At 41.1% G+C, this 18,505-nt stretch carries 15 protein-coding genes; 14 read left to right on the top strand and 1 reads right to left on the bottom strand.

Translation table 11 applies throughout. From position 1 onward, the window contains the following. The first annotated feature begins 1 nt into the window (after nt 1). The 9 genes from PTET_RS11955 (at nt 2) to pdxJ (ending at nt 7,968) form a co-directional block, all read left to right on the top strand. Nucleotides 2-616 (top strand): sigma-E factor negative regulatory protein, encoded by a 615-nt coding sequence (locus tag PTET_RS11955; RefSeq protein WP_013465637.1) that lies wholly within the window; start codon nt 2-4, stop codon nt 614-616. A 4-nt stretch (nt 617-620) separates the two neighbouring features. Continuing rightward, nucleotides 621-1,574: a MucB/RseB C-terminal domain-containing protein gene (locus PTET_RS11950; protein WP_016899682.1), complete on the top strand. Its 954-nt coding sequence runs from the start codon at nt 621-623 to the stop codon at nt 1,572-1,574. 12 nt (nt 1,575-1,586) lie between these two features. Beyond that, nucleotides 1,587-2,036 carry a SoxR reducing system RseC family protein gene (locus PTET_RS11945; protein ID WP_013465635.1) on the top strand — a complete coding sequence of 150 codons (450 nt, stop codon included), beginning with the start codon at nt 1,587-1,589 and terminating at the stop codon, nt 2,034-2,036. A 122-nt stretch (nt 2,037-2,158) separates the two neighbouring features. Next, nucleotides 2,159-3,946, top strand: coding sequence for a translation elongation factor 4 (gene lepA / locus PTET_RS11940; protein WP_013465634.1), 1,788 nt, complete (start codon nt 2,159-2,161; stop codon nt 3,944-3,946). A 16-nt stretch (nt 3,947-3,962) separates the two neighbouring features. Continuing rightward, nucleotides 3,963-4,898: a signal peptidase I gene (lepB, locus tag PTET_RS11935; RefSeq protein ID WP_013465633.1), complete on the top strand. Its 936-nt coding sequence runs from the start codon at nt 3,963-3,965 to the stop codon at nt 4,896-4,898. Nucleotides 4,899-4,900: 2 nt separating this feature from the next. Continuing rightward, on the top strand, nt 4,901-5,578 hold the full coding sequence (gene rnc, locus PTET_RS11930; protein WP_008466504.1) for a ribonuclease III: 678 nt from the start codon (nt 4,901-4,903) through the stop codon (nt 5,576-5,578). Then, nucleotides 5,568-6,500, top strand: a complete 933-nt coding sequence (era, locus tag PTET_RS11925) for a GTPase Era (protein WP_013465632.1) — start codon at nt 5,568-5,570, stop codon at nt 6,498-6,500. The genes rnc and era overlap by 11 nt, the downstream gene beginning before the upstream one ends. 22 nt (nt 6,501-6,522) lie before the next feature. After that, a complete protein-coding gene (gene recO / locus PTET_RS11920; protein ID WP_096038679.1) occupies nt 6,523-7,215 on the top strand; it encodes a DNA repair protein RecO in 693 nt (230 codons plus the stop codon). 21 nt (nt 7,216-7,236) lie between these two features. Further along, nucleotides 7,237-7,968, top strand: coding sequence for a pyridoxine 5'-phosphate synthase (gene pdxJ, locus PTET_RS11915; protein WP_096038678.1), 732 nt, complete (start codon nt 7,237-7,239; stop codon nt 7,966-7,968). Nucleotides 7,969-7,997: 29 nt separating this feature from the next. Here pdxJ and barA read toward each other — a convergent pair whose 3' ends face one another. Continuing rightward, entirely contained in the window at nt 7,998-10,772 is a 2,775-nt protein-coding gene (gene barA / locus PTET_RS11910) for a two-component sensor histidine kinase BarA (protein WP_174818635.1), read from the bottom strand. A gap of 111 nt (nt 10,773-10,883) precedes the next feature. Between barA and rlmD the strand changes: the two genes are divergently transcribed. From rlmD to eno, 5 genes are all read left to right on the top strand, one after another. Beyond that, the gene (gene rlmD, locus PTET_RS11905) at nt 10,884-12,209 is read left to right on the top strand and encodes a 23S rRNA (uracil(1939)-C(5))-methyltransferase RlmD (RefSeq protein WP_013465628.1); all 1,326 of its coding nucleotides are present in this window, start codon (nt 10,884-10,886) and stop codon (nt 12,207-12,209) included. An 8-nt stretch (nt 12,210-12,217) separates the two neighbouring features. After that, complete coding sequence (gene relA / locus PTET_RS11900; protein ID WP_013465627.1) at nt 12,218-14,374, top strand: GTP diphosphokinase; 2,157 nt, start codon at nt 12,218-12,220, stop codon at nt 14,372-14,374. Continuing rightward, the gene (gene mazG / locus PTET_RS11895; protein ID WP_013465626.1) at nt 14,355-15,179 is read left to right on the top strand and encodes a nucleoside triphosphate pyrophosphohydrolase; all 825 of its coding nucleotides are present in this window, start codon (nt 14,355-14,357) and stop codon (nt 15,177-15,179) included. Before relA ends, mazG begins: the two co-directional genes overlap by 20 nt. 157 nt (nt 15,180-15,336) lie before the next feature. Further along, the gene (locus PTET_RS11890; protein ID WP_013465625.1) at nt 15,337-16,971 is read left to right on the top strand and encodes a CTP synthase; all 1,635 of its coding nucleotides are present in this window, start codon (nt 15,337-15,339) and stop codon (nt 16,969-16,971) included. 96 nt (nt 16,972-17,067) lie between these two features. Beyond that, entirely contained in the window at nt 17,068-18,366 is a 1,299-nt protein-coding gene (eno, locus tag PTET_RS11885; RefSeq protein ID WP_013465624.1) for a phosphopyruvate hydratase, read from the top strand. Nucleotides 18,367-18,505 lie beyond the last annotated feature (139 nt).

Raw genomic sequence — 18,505 nt, 5'->3', positions numbered from 1 at the left:
TATGACAAAAGCACACGTTAACCGCTTAGATAACGAATCGTTATCAGCATTACTTGACGGTGAGCAAGCATTAAATGATGCCGAGATTGCATCTGCTGATGTAGCTACATTTGGCCGTTACGCGTTAATCGGTGATGCAATGCGAGCTAAAGAAAACAACAAAAATATGGATTTTGATATTAGCGATCGCATTTCGTTAGCACTTGATAGTGAGCCGGTTTATGCAGACTTTAGCCAGTCTGAAAGTGTGGCAAAGCCGGTAAATACTGAAGCCGATAATAAAATCGTGGCGTTTAATTGGCGCAAGCCGGTTGCGCAGTTAGCAATTGCAGCTAGCGTGGCAATGTTTACTATTGTTGGCGTGAACACCTTGCCGCAAGGTGAAGATGCTGTGCAAAACGAAATTCCTTTATTACAAACCACGCCGTTAACCGGCATGGCATCGCCAGTGAGTTATTCATCAGCACCGGCGCTAGAGAACGCAGAGCAAGGCTTACGAGAGCTTCAACAGCAACGTATTGGCGCTCTAGTACTTGAACACCAGCGTCAAGCACGTGTGGCTCATTCGTTGAAAACTGCGAAAACAGATGAAACGTCACAAGAGGAAAAAAACTAATTAGATGAAAGTAATAACTTTTGTTATGTCGTTGGTGTTAAGTTTTAATGCTTTTGCCAATGACACAAACCCCGCTAAAGATTTACTGCTTGAAATGGCCAGTGCAGTTCATACACGTAATTTTGATGCCTCTTTTGTTGTTGTTAAAGGCAAAAGTATGGAGCCCTACCGTTGGGTGCATGCTAAACAGGGGGACGTTGAGCTTGAGCATTTGAGTTTACTCAACGGTGCTGGCCTTGAAATGATCCGCATTGACAACCAAGTTACCTATTTTGAGCCACAATCAGAGCCGTATTCACTAACAACCGACTCAATTGCCGGCCCTATTCCTGAAGTGCTTTTTAAAGATATTAACCGCTTAAGTGCGCATTATGATTTTGTGCTTGGTGGTAAAGGCCGTATTGCTGGGCGTCCTGCGCAATTAGTTCGAATTGAATCTAAAAACGAAGATAAATACAACTATTGGATATGGATTGATACTGAGTCGTCGTTATTATTAAAAGCGGCGTATGTTAATCATCAAGGTGAAGCGCTTGAGCAATTACAGCTCACTCATATTAGCGTGACTGAGCAACCGGCAAACTTATTATTAGAAGTGCTTAATCGTAACTTTCCAACCCCATTACCTGCCAATTCAATTGATGAACAAACTAAAGCGAATGCCATGAACTGGACTATTGGCTGGTTACCTGAGGGGTTTGAATTACTTAAGTCAGACAGGCATAAGCTCGACTTAAATAATGAATTAACAGATTATTATTTATTTTCTGATGGGTTTGTTGAAGTATCGGTGTTTGTACAACGACCACTACCGGGTAAGCGTTTAAGCGGTGCCCTCACCTCAGGGGCAACTACGATTTATGTACACAACGGCGGAAATTTTGATGTCTCTGTGGTGGGAAACATTCCAACCATGAGTGCCAAAGCCATTGCTGAGTCTGTATCGCGGGCATTATAAAGTAACTAAACTATGATTGAACAAACGTTAACCGTCGTGGCCCTTAGTGGCCACGTTGCGCATTTAGAAGCCCAACAAAAACAGGCCTGTGAAGGCTGTAATGGACGTTGTGGCTCACAAGTGTTTAGTAAGTTATTTGGTACCGCCAAAAAAACATTACCTTATAAATTTGAAACACAGTTAGAAATAGGCCAAAAAGTAACTTTGTCATTGGATGATAGCCATGTTGTAAAGCATGCCTTTGCAGTTTACATGCTGCCTTTGTTTTTGAGTTTAATATTCGCTTTAATAGCCAGTGAATTGATATTGTTAGCCGAAGGCTGGCAAATTTTAGCCGCGATATTGGGTGGGATCACCGGCTTTTTAATTGCTAAAACATGGGTGAAATCATTAAGACATGAGATAAAAGTGATAAAAATTCATCCAATTAGCCTCCCTTTAACTCAAATAGATGGTGATTGACGCCAATTAAATGTAAAATTGCGTTTTTATGCCACAGTAACTTGAAAATACACAGCAAGTATTTTCAAGTTATTTAGGCATATGGCCTTAGTCTTTTAAAATAGAAGTTTAGAATCCAGTTTATGAAGCATATCCGTAATTTTTCGATCATCGCCCACATTGACCATGGTAAATCGACCCTTTCTGACCGTTTGATCCAAGTTTGTGGTGGTTTAACCGACCGTGAAATGCAGAAGCAAGTTCTGGATTCAATGGATATTGAACGTGAACGTGGCATTACCATCAAGGCACAAAGTGTAACCTTAAATTATAAAGCGAATGATGGTGAAACTTACCAGCTTAACTTTATCGACACCCCTGGGCACGTTGACTTTACCTATGAAGTATCGCGTTCGTTAGCGGCTTGTGAAGGGGCACTGCTCGTTGTTGATGCTGGTCAAGGCGTAGAAGCGCAAACATTAGCAAACTGTTACACCGCCATTGAAATGGACTTAGAAGTTATACCGGTACTTAATAAAATTGATTTACCGCAAGCTGATCCATTACGTGTAGCCGAAGAAATTGAAGACATTATTGGTATTGATGCCCTTGATGCCGTGCAATGTAGCGCCAAAACAGGTGTAGGTATTGCTGAAGTACTTGAAATGATCGTTAAAGATGTACCGCCACCAGTTGGTGATAAAGACGCGCCATTACAAGCGCTAATTATCGATTCTTGGTTTGACCCGTACCAAGGCGTTGTATCGCTAGTGCGTATCAAACATGGCGAACTTCGCGCTGGCGACAAAATTAAAATCATGTCAAACGAGAACGTTCATACCGCAGATCATGTGGGGATTTTTACGCCTAAACAAACTAACACCGGTGTTTTACGCACTGGTGAAGTAGGCTTTGTTATTGCTGGTATCAAAGAAATACATGGTGCACCGGTGGGTGATACCATTACTCATCAAAAAAATGCGGCACCACTGCGCTTACCTGGTTTTCAAAAAATTAAGCCGCAAGTTTATGCGGGTATGTTCCCAATAGCCTCTGATGATTACGAGTCATTCCGCGATGCCCTTAACAAACTTAGCTTAAACGATGCCTCGTTATTCTTTGAACCAGAAAATTCAACTGCGTTAGGGTTTGGTTTCCGTTGTGGATTCTTGGGCATGTTACACATGGAAATTATCCAAGAGCGTTTAGAGCGTGAATACGACATTGATTTAATCACCACAGCACCAACGGTTATTTATGAGGTCGTAACTAAAGAGGGCACGACGCAAATTGATAACCCGTCTGATCTTCCGCCAGTTAACGATATTTTAGAGATACGTGAGCCGGTTGTAGAAGCTAATATTTTAGTTCCACAAGAGTACTTAGGCAGCGTAATCACCTTATGTGTTGATAAGCGCGGTATGCAAACTAAAATGAGTTATCACGGTAAGCAAGTTGCAGTAACGTATGAACTGCCAATGGCTGAAGTGGTAATGGACTTCTTTGATAAGCTAAAATCAACAAGCCGTGGTTTTGCCTCGCTTGATTATAACTTTAAGCATTTCCAAACTTCAGACATGGTACGTGTAGATATACTTATCAATGGCGAGCGTGTGGATGCATTGGCTATCATTGTTCACCGCGACAGCGCACAATCACGTGGTCGACAGCTTGCTGATGCGTTAAAAGAACTTATACCACGTCAAATGTTTGATATTGCGATTCAGGCAGCAATTGGTCAACATGTAATCGCCCGAACAACTGTTAAGCAACTACGTAAAAACGTAATCGCTAAATGTTACGGTGGTGACGTGAGCCGTAAGAAGAAATTACTTCAAAAACAAAAAGATGGTAAAAAGCGAATGAAGCAACTTGGTAACGTTGAAGTGCCTCAAGAAGCGTTCTTAGCCATTTTGAAAGTTGGTAAATAAAAATAAAGGATAATAAATGGCTGGCTACTTTTCAGTTTTATTGGTGTTGTTAACTTTAGGCTCAGGTCTAATATGGTTAATAGATCACTTAATGTTTGCCCCTAAGAGGCAGGAACGTTTAGCAATTGCTCAAACTTCTGCCGGTGGTCAACTTGATGAAGAAACCGCAGCATTGATTGCGCCTGAGCCAATGATTACTGAAACAGCAAAGTCGATTTTTCCGATGATTGCTGCTATCACTATTTTTAGATCATTTATTTTTGAGCCGTTTCAGATCCCATCGGGTTCAATGATGCCCACCTTATTAGTGGGGGATTTTATTTTAGTGCAAAAGTATTCTTATGGGATTAAAGACCCAGTATGGCGCAGCCAATTAGTGGATGTAAGCGAACCAGAGCGTGGCGATATTGTTGTTTTTAAATACCCGTTAGATGAGAGAGTGGACTATATTAAACGTGCTATAGGTTTACCTGGCGATAAAATTGTTTATCGTGATAAGCGTTTATATATTCAACCAAAATGCGAAGAAGGTGAAGTTCAAAAGGGCGCACTTCTTTGTAATGAATTCAATAAAATTGATTTTAAATTAATTAATGATAATGAATTTAAGCAAGGCCCAATGGATTTAGCGCGTTTAAATGAAGATTTAACAACGACTAACCATGACATTTTAATCAACCCAAAATCGCCTGAACGTAAGGGGCGTTACTACCAGCAATTGGGCACACCTGCGGATGAATGGGTGGTTCCAGCTGATCATTACTTTATGATGGGTGATAATCGCGATAACAGCCAAGATAGTCGCTTTTGGGGCTTTGTACCAAAAGAAAACTTGGTGGGTAAAGCTGTCTTTATATGGATGAGTTTTGAATTTGATAATGGCCCAGATGACATTTTACCAGGATGGGTTCCAACTGGTGTTCGTTTTGAACGCCTAGGTAATATTCAGTAACAATGAAAAAAAATGTAACAGAGTTATACAAAAGAATTGGCTACACATTTGCTGATCAAGGGTTACTTGAGCAAGCAATGACGCATCGCAGCCACAAAGGTCAACATAACGAGCGACTCGAATTTTTGGGCGACTCAATTTTGAGCTTTGTCATTGCCAATGCGCTGTACGCTAAATTTCCTAAAGCACGCGAAGGCGATTTAAGTCGAATGCGTTCGACTTTAGTTCGCGGTCAGACGTTAGCTGAATTTGGCCTTGAATTTGAGCTTGGTGATTACCTACGCTTAGGTCCTGGCGAGCTAAAAAGTGGTGGTTTTAGACGCGAGTCAACCCTAGCGGATGCAGTTGAAGCTATTATTGGCGCTGTATTTTTAGATTCAGACATAGATCGCTGCGGCGAGCTTATTTTAGCGTGGTATGAATCACGTTTAGATGCTATTTCACCAGGGCTTAACCAAAAAGATCCTAAGACCCTGCTGCAAGAGTATTTGCAAGCTCGTAAGCTATCATTACCAGGCTACACCGTAGTTGATACTAAAGGTCAGGCACACAATCAAACATTCACGGTTGAATGTATCGTTGATGGAATGGATAGCATTATTTCTGTTGGCAGCTCACGGCGTAAAGCCGAACAAAAAGCGGCCGAAAAAGCATTGAAGATACTTAAAAATGAATCTTGATACCTTAATACAGCCTCATGAAGGCGAAATAGACACATTTTGTGGCATGGTTGCGATTGTTGGCCGTCCTAATGTGGGTAAATCAACACTGCTTAATGAAATTATTGAGCAAAAAGTCAGTATTACCTCACGTAAGCCACAAACCACGCGCCACCGTATTATGGGTATTCATACTGAGGGTAAGCACCAAGCGGTGTACGTCGATACCCCAGGCCTGCACGTTGAAGAAAAGCGTGCTATTAACCGTTTAATGAACCGTGCAGCGTCTAGCTCAATTGGTGATGTTGAGCTGATCATTTTTGTGGTTGAAGGCACTCATTGGAATGCCGATGACGACATGGTACTTAACAAAGTAAGCCAAAGTGGCAAGCCGGTATTGTTAGTTATTAACAAAATTGACCAAGTGAAAGATCGCGACCTTGTACTTCCACATATGAAGTTTTTAGGCGATAAGTTTGATTTTGTTGGTATTATGCCCGTATCTGCGACTCAGGGTAAAAACATTAACCTGATCAAAGAAGAAGTGACTAAGCGCTTACCACCGTGCGAATTTTATTTTCCTGATGACTACGTAACTGACCGCTCAATGCGCTTTATGGCGGCTGAAGTTATCCGTGAAAAGCTAATGCGCTTTATGGGTGAAGAGTTACCGTATTCAGTGACTGTGGAAATAGAGCAGTTTAAATGGCAAGAAAACGGTATTTGGCATATTAATGGCCTGATACTAGTTGAGCGTGAAACGCAAAAGCGCATGGTAATTGGTAACAAAGGCGAAAAGCTAAAAGTAATCGGCCGTGAAGCGCGTAAAGACTTAGAGGAAATGCTTGAAAATAAAGTGTTTTTAGAACTGTGGGTTAAAGTTAAATCGGGCTGGGCTGACGATGAGCGTGCCTTAAGAAGCTTAGGTTACGGTGAAGATTAACATTTTATACGCAGCATAATTTATGGACAGCGATTTCTATAAAGCTTATTTATTACATCGGCGTCCATATAGCGACTCGCAAGTAATGCTCGATATGCTAGTAGAAGGCGTTGGCCAGCTTAGAATGCTCGCACGAGTTAGTGGCCGTCAGGCCACTAAATACAAAGCTCAACTCCAACCATTTCACGCCTTACTCGTCCATTACAATGGCAAATACGATTTAAAGTACATCAATAAATTTGAGCTTCATGGTAATCCGTTATTTTTAACCGGTGATAAGCTTTACTGTGGCTTTTATTTAAATGAATTAACCAACCGAATTGTGCCGATTAATGAACCCATTGATCAGGTTTTTCAACTTTATAAAACTCACCTAGAAAACCTTAATAGCGGGACTGACATGCAAGCAGTGCTTCGCTCTTATGAGTTTCAATTGCTAGAGCTACTAGGTTATGGGGTTGATTTTAGTTTTGATGCGGATGGTGAGCCAATTGATGACACGCAAACGTATAGCTACTTTGCAGAAGTGGGCTTTGCGGTGCAACACGACTCGCGTTCTGGGTTTACTGGTTCACAACTCAATGCCATAGCAAATCATGACTTTAGCCAAGCGGATGTGTTATATATGGCAAAGCAATTAAGTCGTTATTTATTAAAACCATTGTTGGGCAACAAACCATTAAAAAGTCGTGAATTATTTACGGCCTCTCAATAAACAAATTTCACAGGTACAAAAATGAAAGATATTCTTCTAGGCGTGAACGTAGATCATATTGCAACGCTTCGCCAAGCACGAGGCACTTCTTATCCTGATCCTGCCCATGCAGCAAGTGTTGCAGAGCATGCCGGTGCTGATGGCATTACTATTCATTTACGCGAAGACCGCAGACACATTCAAGACCGCGATGTGTATGTAATGGCTAAAACTATTCAAACACGTATGAACCTTGAAACCGCAGTAACCGATGAAATGATTGCTATTGCACTTGAGGTTAAACCTGAATATGTATGCTTAGTGCCTGAAAAACGTGAAGAGCTTACCACTGAAGGGGGCTTAGATGTGGCAGGCAATATCGATAAAATAGCCGCTGCAACTAAAACATTAACGCAAGCTGGAATTAAAGTATCACTGTTTATTGATGCTGATAAAGCGCAGTTAGATGCAGCAAAAGCGTGTGGTGCACCTTATGTTGAAATTCACACTGGGGCTTACGCAGATGCCACCAACGATGAAGACACCGCCAAAGAGCTCGAGCACATTCGCCAAGGCGTGAAATATGCAGCCAGTATTGGTTTAATTGTTAATGCTGGCCATGGTCTGCATTATCAAAATGTAAAACCAATTGCAGCGATGCCAGAGATTTATGAGCTAAACATTGGCCACGCTATTATTGCCCGCGCAGCCATTGACGGTTTAGATAAAGCGGTTCGTGATATGAAACGCTTAATGCTTGAAGCTCGCGCGTAAAGTTATAATTAACAATATTAAAGACGAGCTTATTTATTACTGATATCAATGTTGGCATCAACAAGTAAGTTTTCAAGCTCGTCTTGCAACTCAAATAACTCGGGCTCAATATTCTCAAGCGTACATTCATTTTTAAGTGATGTTTCGATCGTTTCAGCCAATGTTTTTAATTTTGGTACACCTGTATAGCAGCATGCGCCATGAAATTTATGGATAACGCTAAGTACTTGAGGGCAATCTTCGCTGCTTATTGCTTGATTTAGTAAGTTTAGGGTTTCGGGCACGCTTAGCAGTAACATATTAAGCATTTCATTGGCTAATTCTGCTTTACCGCCTGCACGTTGCAATGCCAGCGTCCAATCAAGCCGAGTGCTATCAAAAGGGGCAGGGCTATGTTCAAATGTGCTTTTTGACTTATCACGACTCACTGGTAATTGCGGGCTATGATCGCAAATAATCTGGTTTAGCATATCTTCATCGATAGGCTTAGTTAAATAACCTTCAAAACCATCTTTTAATAACTGTTCTTTTTCACTATTAAGTGCATGCGCCGTCACGGCAATAATAGGGGTATCTTCATTCAAAGATGACTCTTTAATGAGTTTACAGGCTGTAATACCATCCATTATAGGCATTTGAATATCCATAAAAATCACATCATATTTATGGCTTTTGCTTAAACTATACGCTTGTGACCCATTATGTGCGGTATCAATTAATTCAACTTGCTCGTTGAGTAGGGTGTAAATTAATTTTAAATTAGCGTCATTATCATCCACCACTAACACCTTTAGCGGCAGCAGGGTTTGTTCATGCTGTTCTATATTATGTGCCGGGTGGTCGAGTCGATAAGGCGCAGCTAATAGCTCACATAGCTTTCGGTGATTAAGAGGTTTACTCAAACAGGCGTCAGCGCCGCTGCCGATGAAGGCTTCGCGCATGTTGTGCGATACGGTATTGAGCATTAAATATAAATAATCGGTTGATTCTCTAACCGCTTTTACATAGCTTTTTAAACGCTGCATATCGTCAACTGATGCCATGTGACCAATAAGACAAATATCAAAATTGATCTCTGAATTTTTTATGCACTCTAAAAATTCGGTTTCGTTATAGCAAGGAGTGACACTGACTTTCCACTCTTGTAATAATGAGGCAACAGCATGATGGGTATGCTTATGCGGCTCTAAATAAAGAACACGTTTACCAATTAATGACTGGGTAGGCAAATCGTTGATAAATACATGATTTGGTAATCTAAATACGCCATTAAAGGTAAAACAAGTACCGCTACCAGGGGCTGAATTTAAGGTAATACGGCCGCTCATTGCTTCAACGATATGTTTAGTAATAATAAGCCCTAAGCCGGTACCGCCAAATTTGCGGGTAATACTGGAGTCGGCTTGACCAAAGGCGGTGAATAGCGCGTCTTGTTTATCTGCTGGAATACCTACCCCAGTATCTGCGACTGACACTAAGACAGAGGTGCGCTCTTCATCAAGCAAACGATGGCTAATATCAACTTTTATCGCGCCTTTTTCAGTAAATTTAATTGCGTTACTTAACAAGTTAATCAGCACTTGTTTAAACCGTGTGGGGTCGCCGGTTAAGTGGTCGGGCACCTGAGGATTAATATAAATAGAAAGCTCAAGTTGTTTGTCGTGTGCGCTAGGTGCCAGTAAGGTCATAACTTCGTTTACGCTATCGCGCAGTTGAAACTGAATAGACTCAAGCTCCATGGCTCCTGCTTCTAACTTGGAGAAATCTAATATGTCACTAATAATAGTCATTAAGCTGTTAGCCGAAAGCTCTATGGTATCAAGGTAATCTTTTTGGTTTTTATTCAGAGGCGTTTTATAAAGCTGACGGGTAAATCCAATAACCCCGTTAAGTGGGGTGCGTAACTCATGACTCATTTTAGCTAAGAAGTCAGATTTAACACGGTTAGCATCTTGCGCTTCTTTTTTAGCCATGGTGAGCTGGATATTTTGTGTTTCGTATTGTTCAAGCGTTTCGCGGTAATCGCTGGTTGCCTGATCAATATTTTTTTGCATTTCATCTTTTTGCATCACCATAGAATGCGAGATGGTATTGAGCCCCTCACGTAATAACTCAAACTCGCCATTCATGGGTTCAGTTAATCCGGTTTGTCTTTTACCTTCAATCAACCTGTCGGTAGCAAGTACTAACTTATTAAGCGGGGTCATAAACATCCGACTAAGTCTTAGCGCTAAAATAGCGGCTAATACTAAGGCGAGAATAATAATAATACCGCTGACCAATAATGCACGTTGTTGGCCAATAACAGCTTTGTCGCGGTTAAGCTGAATCACAACGGTGCCCAACGAGGTTTGGAACTCAGAAGTATTCCAGTCGCTATTGGGGGTTGTATGGTTAATGATAGGGGTGAAAAAAGTTACTAAGTCTTCACTTTGCTGAACATAGGTGGCTTTAAAGCCATTTAATTGCGTTTGCTCAATTAAAGTGTCGAATGAGCGATGATAATTACTGGTTATAATAAGTTGGTTGTTATCATTAAAGATGGCAATCGATTTAATCGAAGGGGAGTGTTTGTTGTGTGTATAGCGAATGATGCGATTAAGCAGTTTTTTATTTTTTTCCAGTAAAGGTTGTTCAAGTGCAATAGCCAGAGGTTCAGCAATCGTTGTGCCTTGTTGATATAAAATTTCATCAAGCTCAATGTAACGATTTATTGTAAAATAACCACCTAGTAATAGCCCGATGATCACTGTGGGGATCAGGGTGAGTGTTAAAACAGAATCGCGCAAGCCTAGTTTGGTCATAATCTGAGCATTATTATCATTTTTATTGAATGTGAGTATATACATACTCATAGTTATTCTCAAAGTATCTAGGTAGAGACGTGATTCATCAACCTTTTAAGGTAATGCCTAATGGCACAAATATTTAAAGCAAATAAAAAACCACTTCAACAGCAATCACTTGAACTTGATATAACGGCAATGGATCACCACGGACGTGGTATTGCTAAGCATAATAATAAAGTGTGTTTTGTCAGTGGGGCATTACCTGGTGAGCGAGTAAAAGCCAAGTTAGTTGATGATAAAGCACGTTACAGCCAAGCTGACACGCTTAAAATACTCAAAGCCAGTGAATATCGCACTACACCCATTTGTGAACACTACAGCCAATGCGGTGGTTGTCAGTTACAGCATTTAGATGCCACACAACAAGTCGTTGAAAAGCAAGCAGCAGTAAATCAATTATTTGCCAAATTTGCAAAATTAACCGATTTAAACTGGCAAACTCCGCTGCTAAGCCAAGCAACGCATTACCGACGTAGTGCCCGCATTGCCGTAATGTTCGACAAAGCAGCAAAAAAAATGCGGGTAGGCTATAGAGCACGTGGCTCTAAAAGTATTGTTAGCATTAATCATTGCCCAGTATTAAGTGACGTATTTGCAGAGGTATTTAACGTATTTGATAACATAATTAATCATAATAAGGCGCTGCACAGTATAAGTCATTTGCAGTTATGCGCTGCAGATGAGCAACACTTTATTGTTATTCGTCATACAAAAGCCATTTCGCCCACAGATAAAGCGTTTGTTGAGCAAAGTGTCTCGGCATATCATTGGCAATTAGTGTGGCAAAGTGATAGCGATACCATTGATCATGCCCATTTAGCGATGCCATTTTATAAGCTTGATCAGTTAGATATAAAATTTGAATTTGGACTAAATAACTTTATTCAGGTCAATGCGAGTGTAAATCAGGCAATGTTAATTCAAGCGGTGAGCTGGTTAGCATTACAAGGTGATGAAAATGTACTGGATTTATTTTGTGGTATTGGTAACTTCTCTTTAGTGTTAGCAAAGCAGGCTAAAACAGTAACAGGAATTGAAGGCGTTACTTCGGCGGTTGCATTAGCGACGCAAAATGCGCACACTAACTCTATTACAAATACTCAATTTCATTGTTTTGATTTAACCACGAGTATTAAAAAAGCGCCGTGGTTTAATAAAGAGTTAGATATTTTAGTACTCGACCCCTCTCGCACTGGTGCTATGGCAGTTTTAGAGCAGCTTCCATTAACGCAGTTTAAAGCGATTTTATATGTCTCTTGCGACCCTGTTACTTTAGCCCGTGACAGCGCTATTATTTCGCAAGCCGGCTTTGAACTTAATAAAATAGGGCTAATGAATATGTTCCCTCATACGGGGCATATCGAAACTATGGCGTTATTTCAACGGAGGTAAAGCGCATTATGGTAGCGACACGTCAATCTCATCAACATGACAAAGCGGGTGATTTTTTTTCACGCGTAGAATCTCTTGATTTGTCTCAGGAAAAAATTAGCTTACTCAATAAAGCGCAGCAACTTTGCCAAACTTGTGATAACAGCGAACGCCAAAATACCGCCATAGAGATGGTGGAGATTTTGGTTGAGCTAAATTTAGATGCTGACTCGTTAGCCACCGCCTATTTAACCCCTTATTATTTAAATGATGTAGTGAGCATTGACGCTGTCGAAGAGCATTTAGGAAATCATGTTGCGGTGTTATTAACGGGTGTGTCGCAAATGGCCACCATAAGTACGTTAGCTCATCAAGGCAATGGTACCGTGCAGGTCGATAATATTCGCCGTATGTTGCTTGCTATGGTGGAAGATGTGCGTGCCGTGGTGATTAAATTAGCCGAACAGGTGTGCCATTTACGCAACGTAAAAGACGCCGCTGAAGAAGAACGAGTGATTGCAGCCAAAGAGACTGCGGATATATTTGCACCGCTTGCTAATCGCCTTGGTATTGGCCAATTAAAGTGGGAGCTAGAGGATTTAGCTTTTCGCTATTTACACCCAGATATTTATAAAAATATAGCTAAACAACTTGATGATAAGCGCCTTGCCCGTGAAGCGTATATGGCTGATATGGTTGAGCAAGTAAAACAGCGCCTACATGAAGCGGGTATTAAAGCCGAGGTATACGGCAGGCCAAAACATATCTACAGCATTTATAAAAAAATGGCGAAAAAGAACTACGAGTTTGATCAGCTGTTTGACATACGCGCGATGCGAATTGTGGTTGAGCGCCTGCAAGATTGCTACGGTGCCCTAGGCATAGTGCACACTAATTGGCGCCATTTAAATAAAGAATTTGACGATTACGTTGCGACCCCAAAACAAAATGGCTATCAATCTATTCATACCGTAGTATTTGGCCCCGAAGGTAAAACTGTTGAGATTCAGATCCGAACGCACGACATGCATCAAGATGCAGAGCTGGGCGTTGCCGCACATTGGATGTACAAAGAAGGTGCGTTACCAGGGCGTGGTTCAGGCTATGAGCAAAAAATTAGCTGGTTGCGTAAGTTACTGCAATGGCAAGAAGAAGTGGTTGATGGCAGCGATTTAGCGCAAGAGCTTAAAAACCAAGTGGTTGAAGACCGCGTCTATGTGTTTACTCCACGTGGAGATATTTTTGACTTACCGCTAGGGGCAACGCCTCTTGATTTTGCTTACTACATTCACTCCAATGTAGGGCATCGGTGTATTGGTGCAAAAATATTTGGCAAAATAGTGCCGTTTACTCATCAATTAAGTACCGGCGATCAGGTTGAAATACTGACCCAAAAGCAGCCAAATCCAAGTCGTGATTGGCTAAATCCGTCGTTAGGTTACATTAAGTCTTCTCGCGCTAGAGCCAAAATCCACCATTGGTTTAAACAGCTCGACCGCGATAAAAATTTAAGCGCGGGTAAAGAAATCCTTGATAACGAATTACAAAAGTTAGAGTTAACTTACAAAGATTTAGACCCAGCGATAAAGCGCTTTAACTTTAGAGAGCTTGATGACTTAATGGTCGCCATTGGTGCAGGCGATATTCGCCTTAACCAAATGCTCAACTTTATTACCGATAGAACGGAGCACGAGCCGGTTATTCGCTTTAAATCGCCCAGTAAAGTGACTGGCGATAAAAACGGTATTGTGGTTGATGGAGTAGGCAGTTTAATGAGCCATGTTGCTCGCTGTTGCCGCCCTGTACCTGGGGATGAAATTATTGGGTATATTACCCAAGGCCGTGGCATTGCCGTGCATCGTGAGGATTGTGACTCGTTTAGTAATTTAAAAAACAAGCACCCAGAGCGCGTTATTTCAGTAAGTTGGTCAGATGATATTAGCAGCTCCTACGCGTTAACTATTCGTATTGAAGCCAGCGATCGGTCTGGTTTAATTCGTGATATTAGTTCTGCTTTGGCGAATGAAAAAGTCAATGTGCTCAATATGAATGTCAACACGGTTGATAGCACTCAAACGGCTATTTTTGTGATGCAAATAGAAGTGCATGACTTACAAGGCACAAATAAAGTGCTTTCTAAGTTACACCAGATAGAAGGGGTGCACAGTGCAAAACGAGGGCAGTAATCAGGCTAATAATGAGGCTATAAGCCAACTGCTGGAAATAATGCAAACACTGAGAAACCCTGAGGGCGGATGCCCTTGGGATCTCAAGCAAACGTTTGCGTCAATCGTGCCGCATACTCTTGAAGAAGCCTATGAAGTGGCTGATTGTATTGAAACGAATAATTTAAGCGATTTAAAAAATGAGTTAGGCGACTTACTTTTTCAAATCGTGTTTTATGCGCAACTAGCACAAGAGCAGCAATTATTTAATTTTAACGATGTAGTGGCACAGTTAAATGAAAAGTTGGTGCGTCGTCATCCGCATGTATTTTCAGCGCAAGACACACCTAAAACCGATGCCGAATTAGCTGCGCAGTGGCAAGCAATAAAAGCACAAGAGCGTGCGGCTAAACTCCAAGGCCAAAGCTCAGTACTTTGGCAAGATATACCAAACAGTTTACCTAGCTTAACAAAAGCTAAAAAAATTCAGCAACGGGTCGCTGCGTTAGGGTTTGATTGGCCGACTTATCACGGTGCTATTGATAAAGTGAGTGAAGAGGTTGAAGAAGTGAAAGAAGCCTTAGCTCATGACCCATACTCAGATCATACAGCAGAAGAGCTAGGTGATTTGCTGTTTGCTACTGTTAATGTAGCGCGCCATGTTAAACGCGACCCCGAACAACTGCTTCGCAGTGCCAACGATAAGTTTTCTGCACGGTTTGAAAAGGTACAAAACTACTTAATTGCACAGGGTAAATGTATTGATTCTGCGTCTTTAGAGGAAATGGATGCAGCATGGGATGCGATAAAAAAACTAAATAAATAGGGACATAAAAAATGTTTGTTTTTTGTGCACAGATTTACCAATTTTAGCTGGATTGCTTAGCTATGTTTTGGTACAATTTCGCCCCGTCTTGTTTATATTCCAAAATCACTTGTTTGGGTATTATATTCCTTTTAATTCCTGATATTCTAGGGTTCGCATGAGTACAAAATTTATCTTCGTTACTGGCGGAGTTGTTTCTTCGTTGGGTAAAGGTATTGCAGCAGCATCGTTGGCCGCTATTTTAGAGGCCCGTGGCTTAGATGTTACCATTTTAAAGCTGGATCCTTACATCAACGTTGACCCAGGCACAATGAGCCCAATTCAACACGGTGAAGTATACGTTACCGAAGACGGCGCAGAAACGGACCTTGATTTAGGTCACTACGAACGTTTTATTCGCACCAAAATGACCAGCCGTAATAACTTTACGCAAGGGCGCGTATATGAAGATGTACTACGTCGTGAAAGACGTGGCGAATATCTTGGCGCAACAATTCAGGTTATTCCTCATATCACTAATGATATTAAGCAACGTGTTTATGATGGCGCAGAAGGCCATGATATAGCAATCGTTGAAATTGGTGGTACGGTAGGTGATATTGAGTCACAACCATTTATCGAAGCTATTCGTCAAATGGGCACAGAGATTGGTCGTGAACGTGCGCTATTTATTCACTTAACGCTAGTGCCATTCTTAGGCCCTGCCGGTGAAGTGAAAACAAAACCAACTCAGCACTCAGTTAAAGAGTTACGCTCAGTCGGTATTCAACCAGATATTCTTATTTGTCGCTCAGATCGTAAGCTGCCAAATAACGAGCGTGCAAAAATTGCATTGTTCACAAACGTTGAAGAAAAAGCCGTTATTTCACTGCCTGATGTAGACAGTATTTATAAAATCCCTGCGTTATTAAAGTCGCAAGAGTTAGACAACTTTGTATGTCGTCGTTTCCATTTAGACGCGCCTGAGGCTGATTTAGCTGAGTGGGAACAAGTATTGTATCAAGAGTCTAACCCAACGGGTGAAGTGACAATTGGTATGGTTGGTAAATACATTGAATTACCGGATGCATACAAATCAGTAAACGAAGCATTAAAACATGCGGGACTAAAAAATCGTTTAACTATTAATATTCAATACGTTGATTCACAAGACTTAGAAACTAAAGGAACGGATATTCTTTCTCGCTTAGATGCTATTTTAGTGCCAGGTGGTTTTGGTGGTCGTGGTGTTGAAGGTAAGATTTTAGCGGCTAAATATGCTCGTGAAAACAAAGTGCCTTACTTAGGTATTTGTTTAGGTATGCAGGTTGCGCTAATTGAATACGCACGAAATGTTGCCGGTTTAGTTGATGCAAACTCAACGGAATTTAATGCAAACTCAGAGGCTCCAGTGGTTGGTTTAATCACTGAGTGGCTAGACGCTGAGGGTAACGTAGAAGTACGTGATGAAAAGTCTGATTTAGGTGGCACAATGCGTTTAGGCGCACAAAAATGCCATTTAACGCCTGGCTCTAAAGTACACGAAGTGTATGGCAGCGACGAAATTGTTGAACGTCACCGTCACCGTTACGAAGTTAATAACAACTTCGTTGCACAGCTTGAACAAGCAGGTTTAAGCTTTACTGGTTTATCTGAAGATAAAAAGCTAGTAGAGATTATTGAAAATAAAGATCACCCTTGGTTTATTGCAGCGCAATTCCACCCGGAATTCACTTCAACGCCACGCGATGGTCATCCGCTATTTGAAGGGTTTGTAGCTGCGGCTCATACCTACCAAAAAGCGTCTTCGTAATTTAAAAAAGGCTGTGCATATTGCGCGGCCTTTTTTGTTTCTAAGGCTGGCCTAGGTTAGCCGTACTCACCATTTTGGGAATATAGAGGAATCAAGATGTCAGAAATCGTAAAAGTAATCGGTCGTGAAATTATGGACTCGCGTGGTAACCCAACTGTAGAAGCTGAGGTATATTTAGCTGATGGTTCATGGGGCCGTGCTGCTGCACCATCAGGTGCATCTACAGGAACTCGCGAAGCATTAGAATTACGTGATGGTGATAAAACTCGTTATTTAGGTAAAGGCGTATTAAAAGCGGTAGGTTTCATTAATAATGAAATTGCAGCGGCTTTAAAAGGTCAAAATGCACTTGCTCAAAGTGATGTAGACCAAGTAATGCTTGATTTAGATGGTACTGAAAATAAAGAAAAACTAGGTGCTAATGCTATTTTAGCGGTTTCACTTGCTAACGCAAAAGCGGCTGCACAATCTAAAAAAGTAGAGCTATACGAGCACATTGCTGACTTAAATGGCACGCCAGGTGTTTACTCTATGCCACTACCAATGATGAACATCATCAACGGCGGTGAGCACGCTGATAACTCAGTAGATATTCAAGAATTTATGGTTCAGCCAGTTGGTGCTGCTAATTTCCGTGAAGCATTGCGTATGGGTGCTGAAGTATTTCACAGCCTTGCAAAAGTGCTTAAAGCAGATGGTCATTCAACAGCTGTTGGTGACGAAGGCGGTTTTGCACCAAACCTTGCATCAAACGAAGCAGCACTTGCAGCAATTAAAGTGGCTGTTGCAAATGCCGGTTATGAGCTTGGTAAAGATATTACCCTTGCACTTGATTGTGCTGCCTCTGAGTTTTATGACAAAGAAGCAAATATCTACGACCTTAAAGGTGAAGGTAAAAAGTTTACCTCTGAAGAGTTTAACTACTTCTTAAAAGACTTAACTGAGCAATACCCAATTGTATCAATTGAAGATGGCTTAGATGAGTCTGATTGGGATGGCTTTGCTCATCAAACTAAACTAATGGGCGATAAAGTCCAATTAGTGGGTGATGACTTATTCGTAACCAATACTAAGATTTTAAAACGTGGTATCGACAATGGTATTGCTAACTCAATCTTAATTAAATTTAACCAAATTGGTTCACTAACAGAAACGTTAGCGGCAATTAAAATGGCGAAAGATGCTGGTTTTACAGTCGTTATTTCTCATCGCTCTGGTGAAACTGAAGATGCAACCATTGCTGATTTAGCGGTTGGTACAGCTGCAGGCCAGATCAAAACAGGTTCATTAAGCCGTTCAGACCGTGTTGCTAAGTACAACCAATTGCTTCGTATTGAAGAGCAATTAGGCGCTAAAGCACCGTACAATGGTTTAAAAGAAGTTAAAGGCCAGTAATTCTTTAATTTGTTTAAAATTATAAAAATCCTCGCTTATGCGGGGATTTTTAATCATAAATGCAAATATAACAGGTGGGTGGTTTATTGTTTGTAAATTTATTGTTACTTTAGGAGCGTATTAAAAATAACAATAAAAT

This window comes from Pseudoalteromonas tetraodonis (assembly GCF_002310835.1).
GTDB classification, from domain to species: Bacteria; Pseudomonadota; Gammaproteobacteria; order Enterobacterales; family Alteromonadaceae; genus Pseudoalteromonas; species Pseudoalteromonas tetraodonis.
The sequence above is the reverse complement of the archived record's forward strand: the minus strand, read 5'-3'. Positions and strand labels throughout refer to the sequence as shown.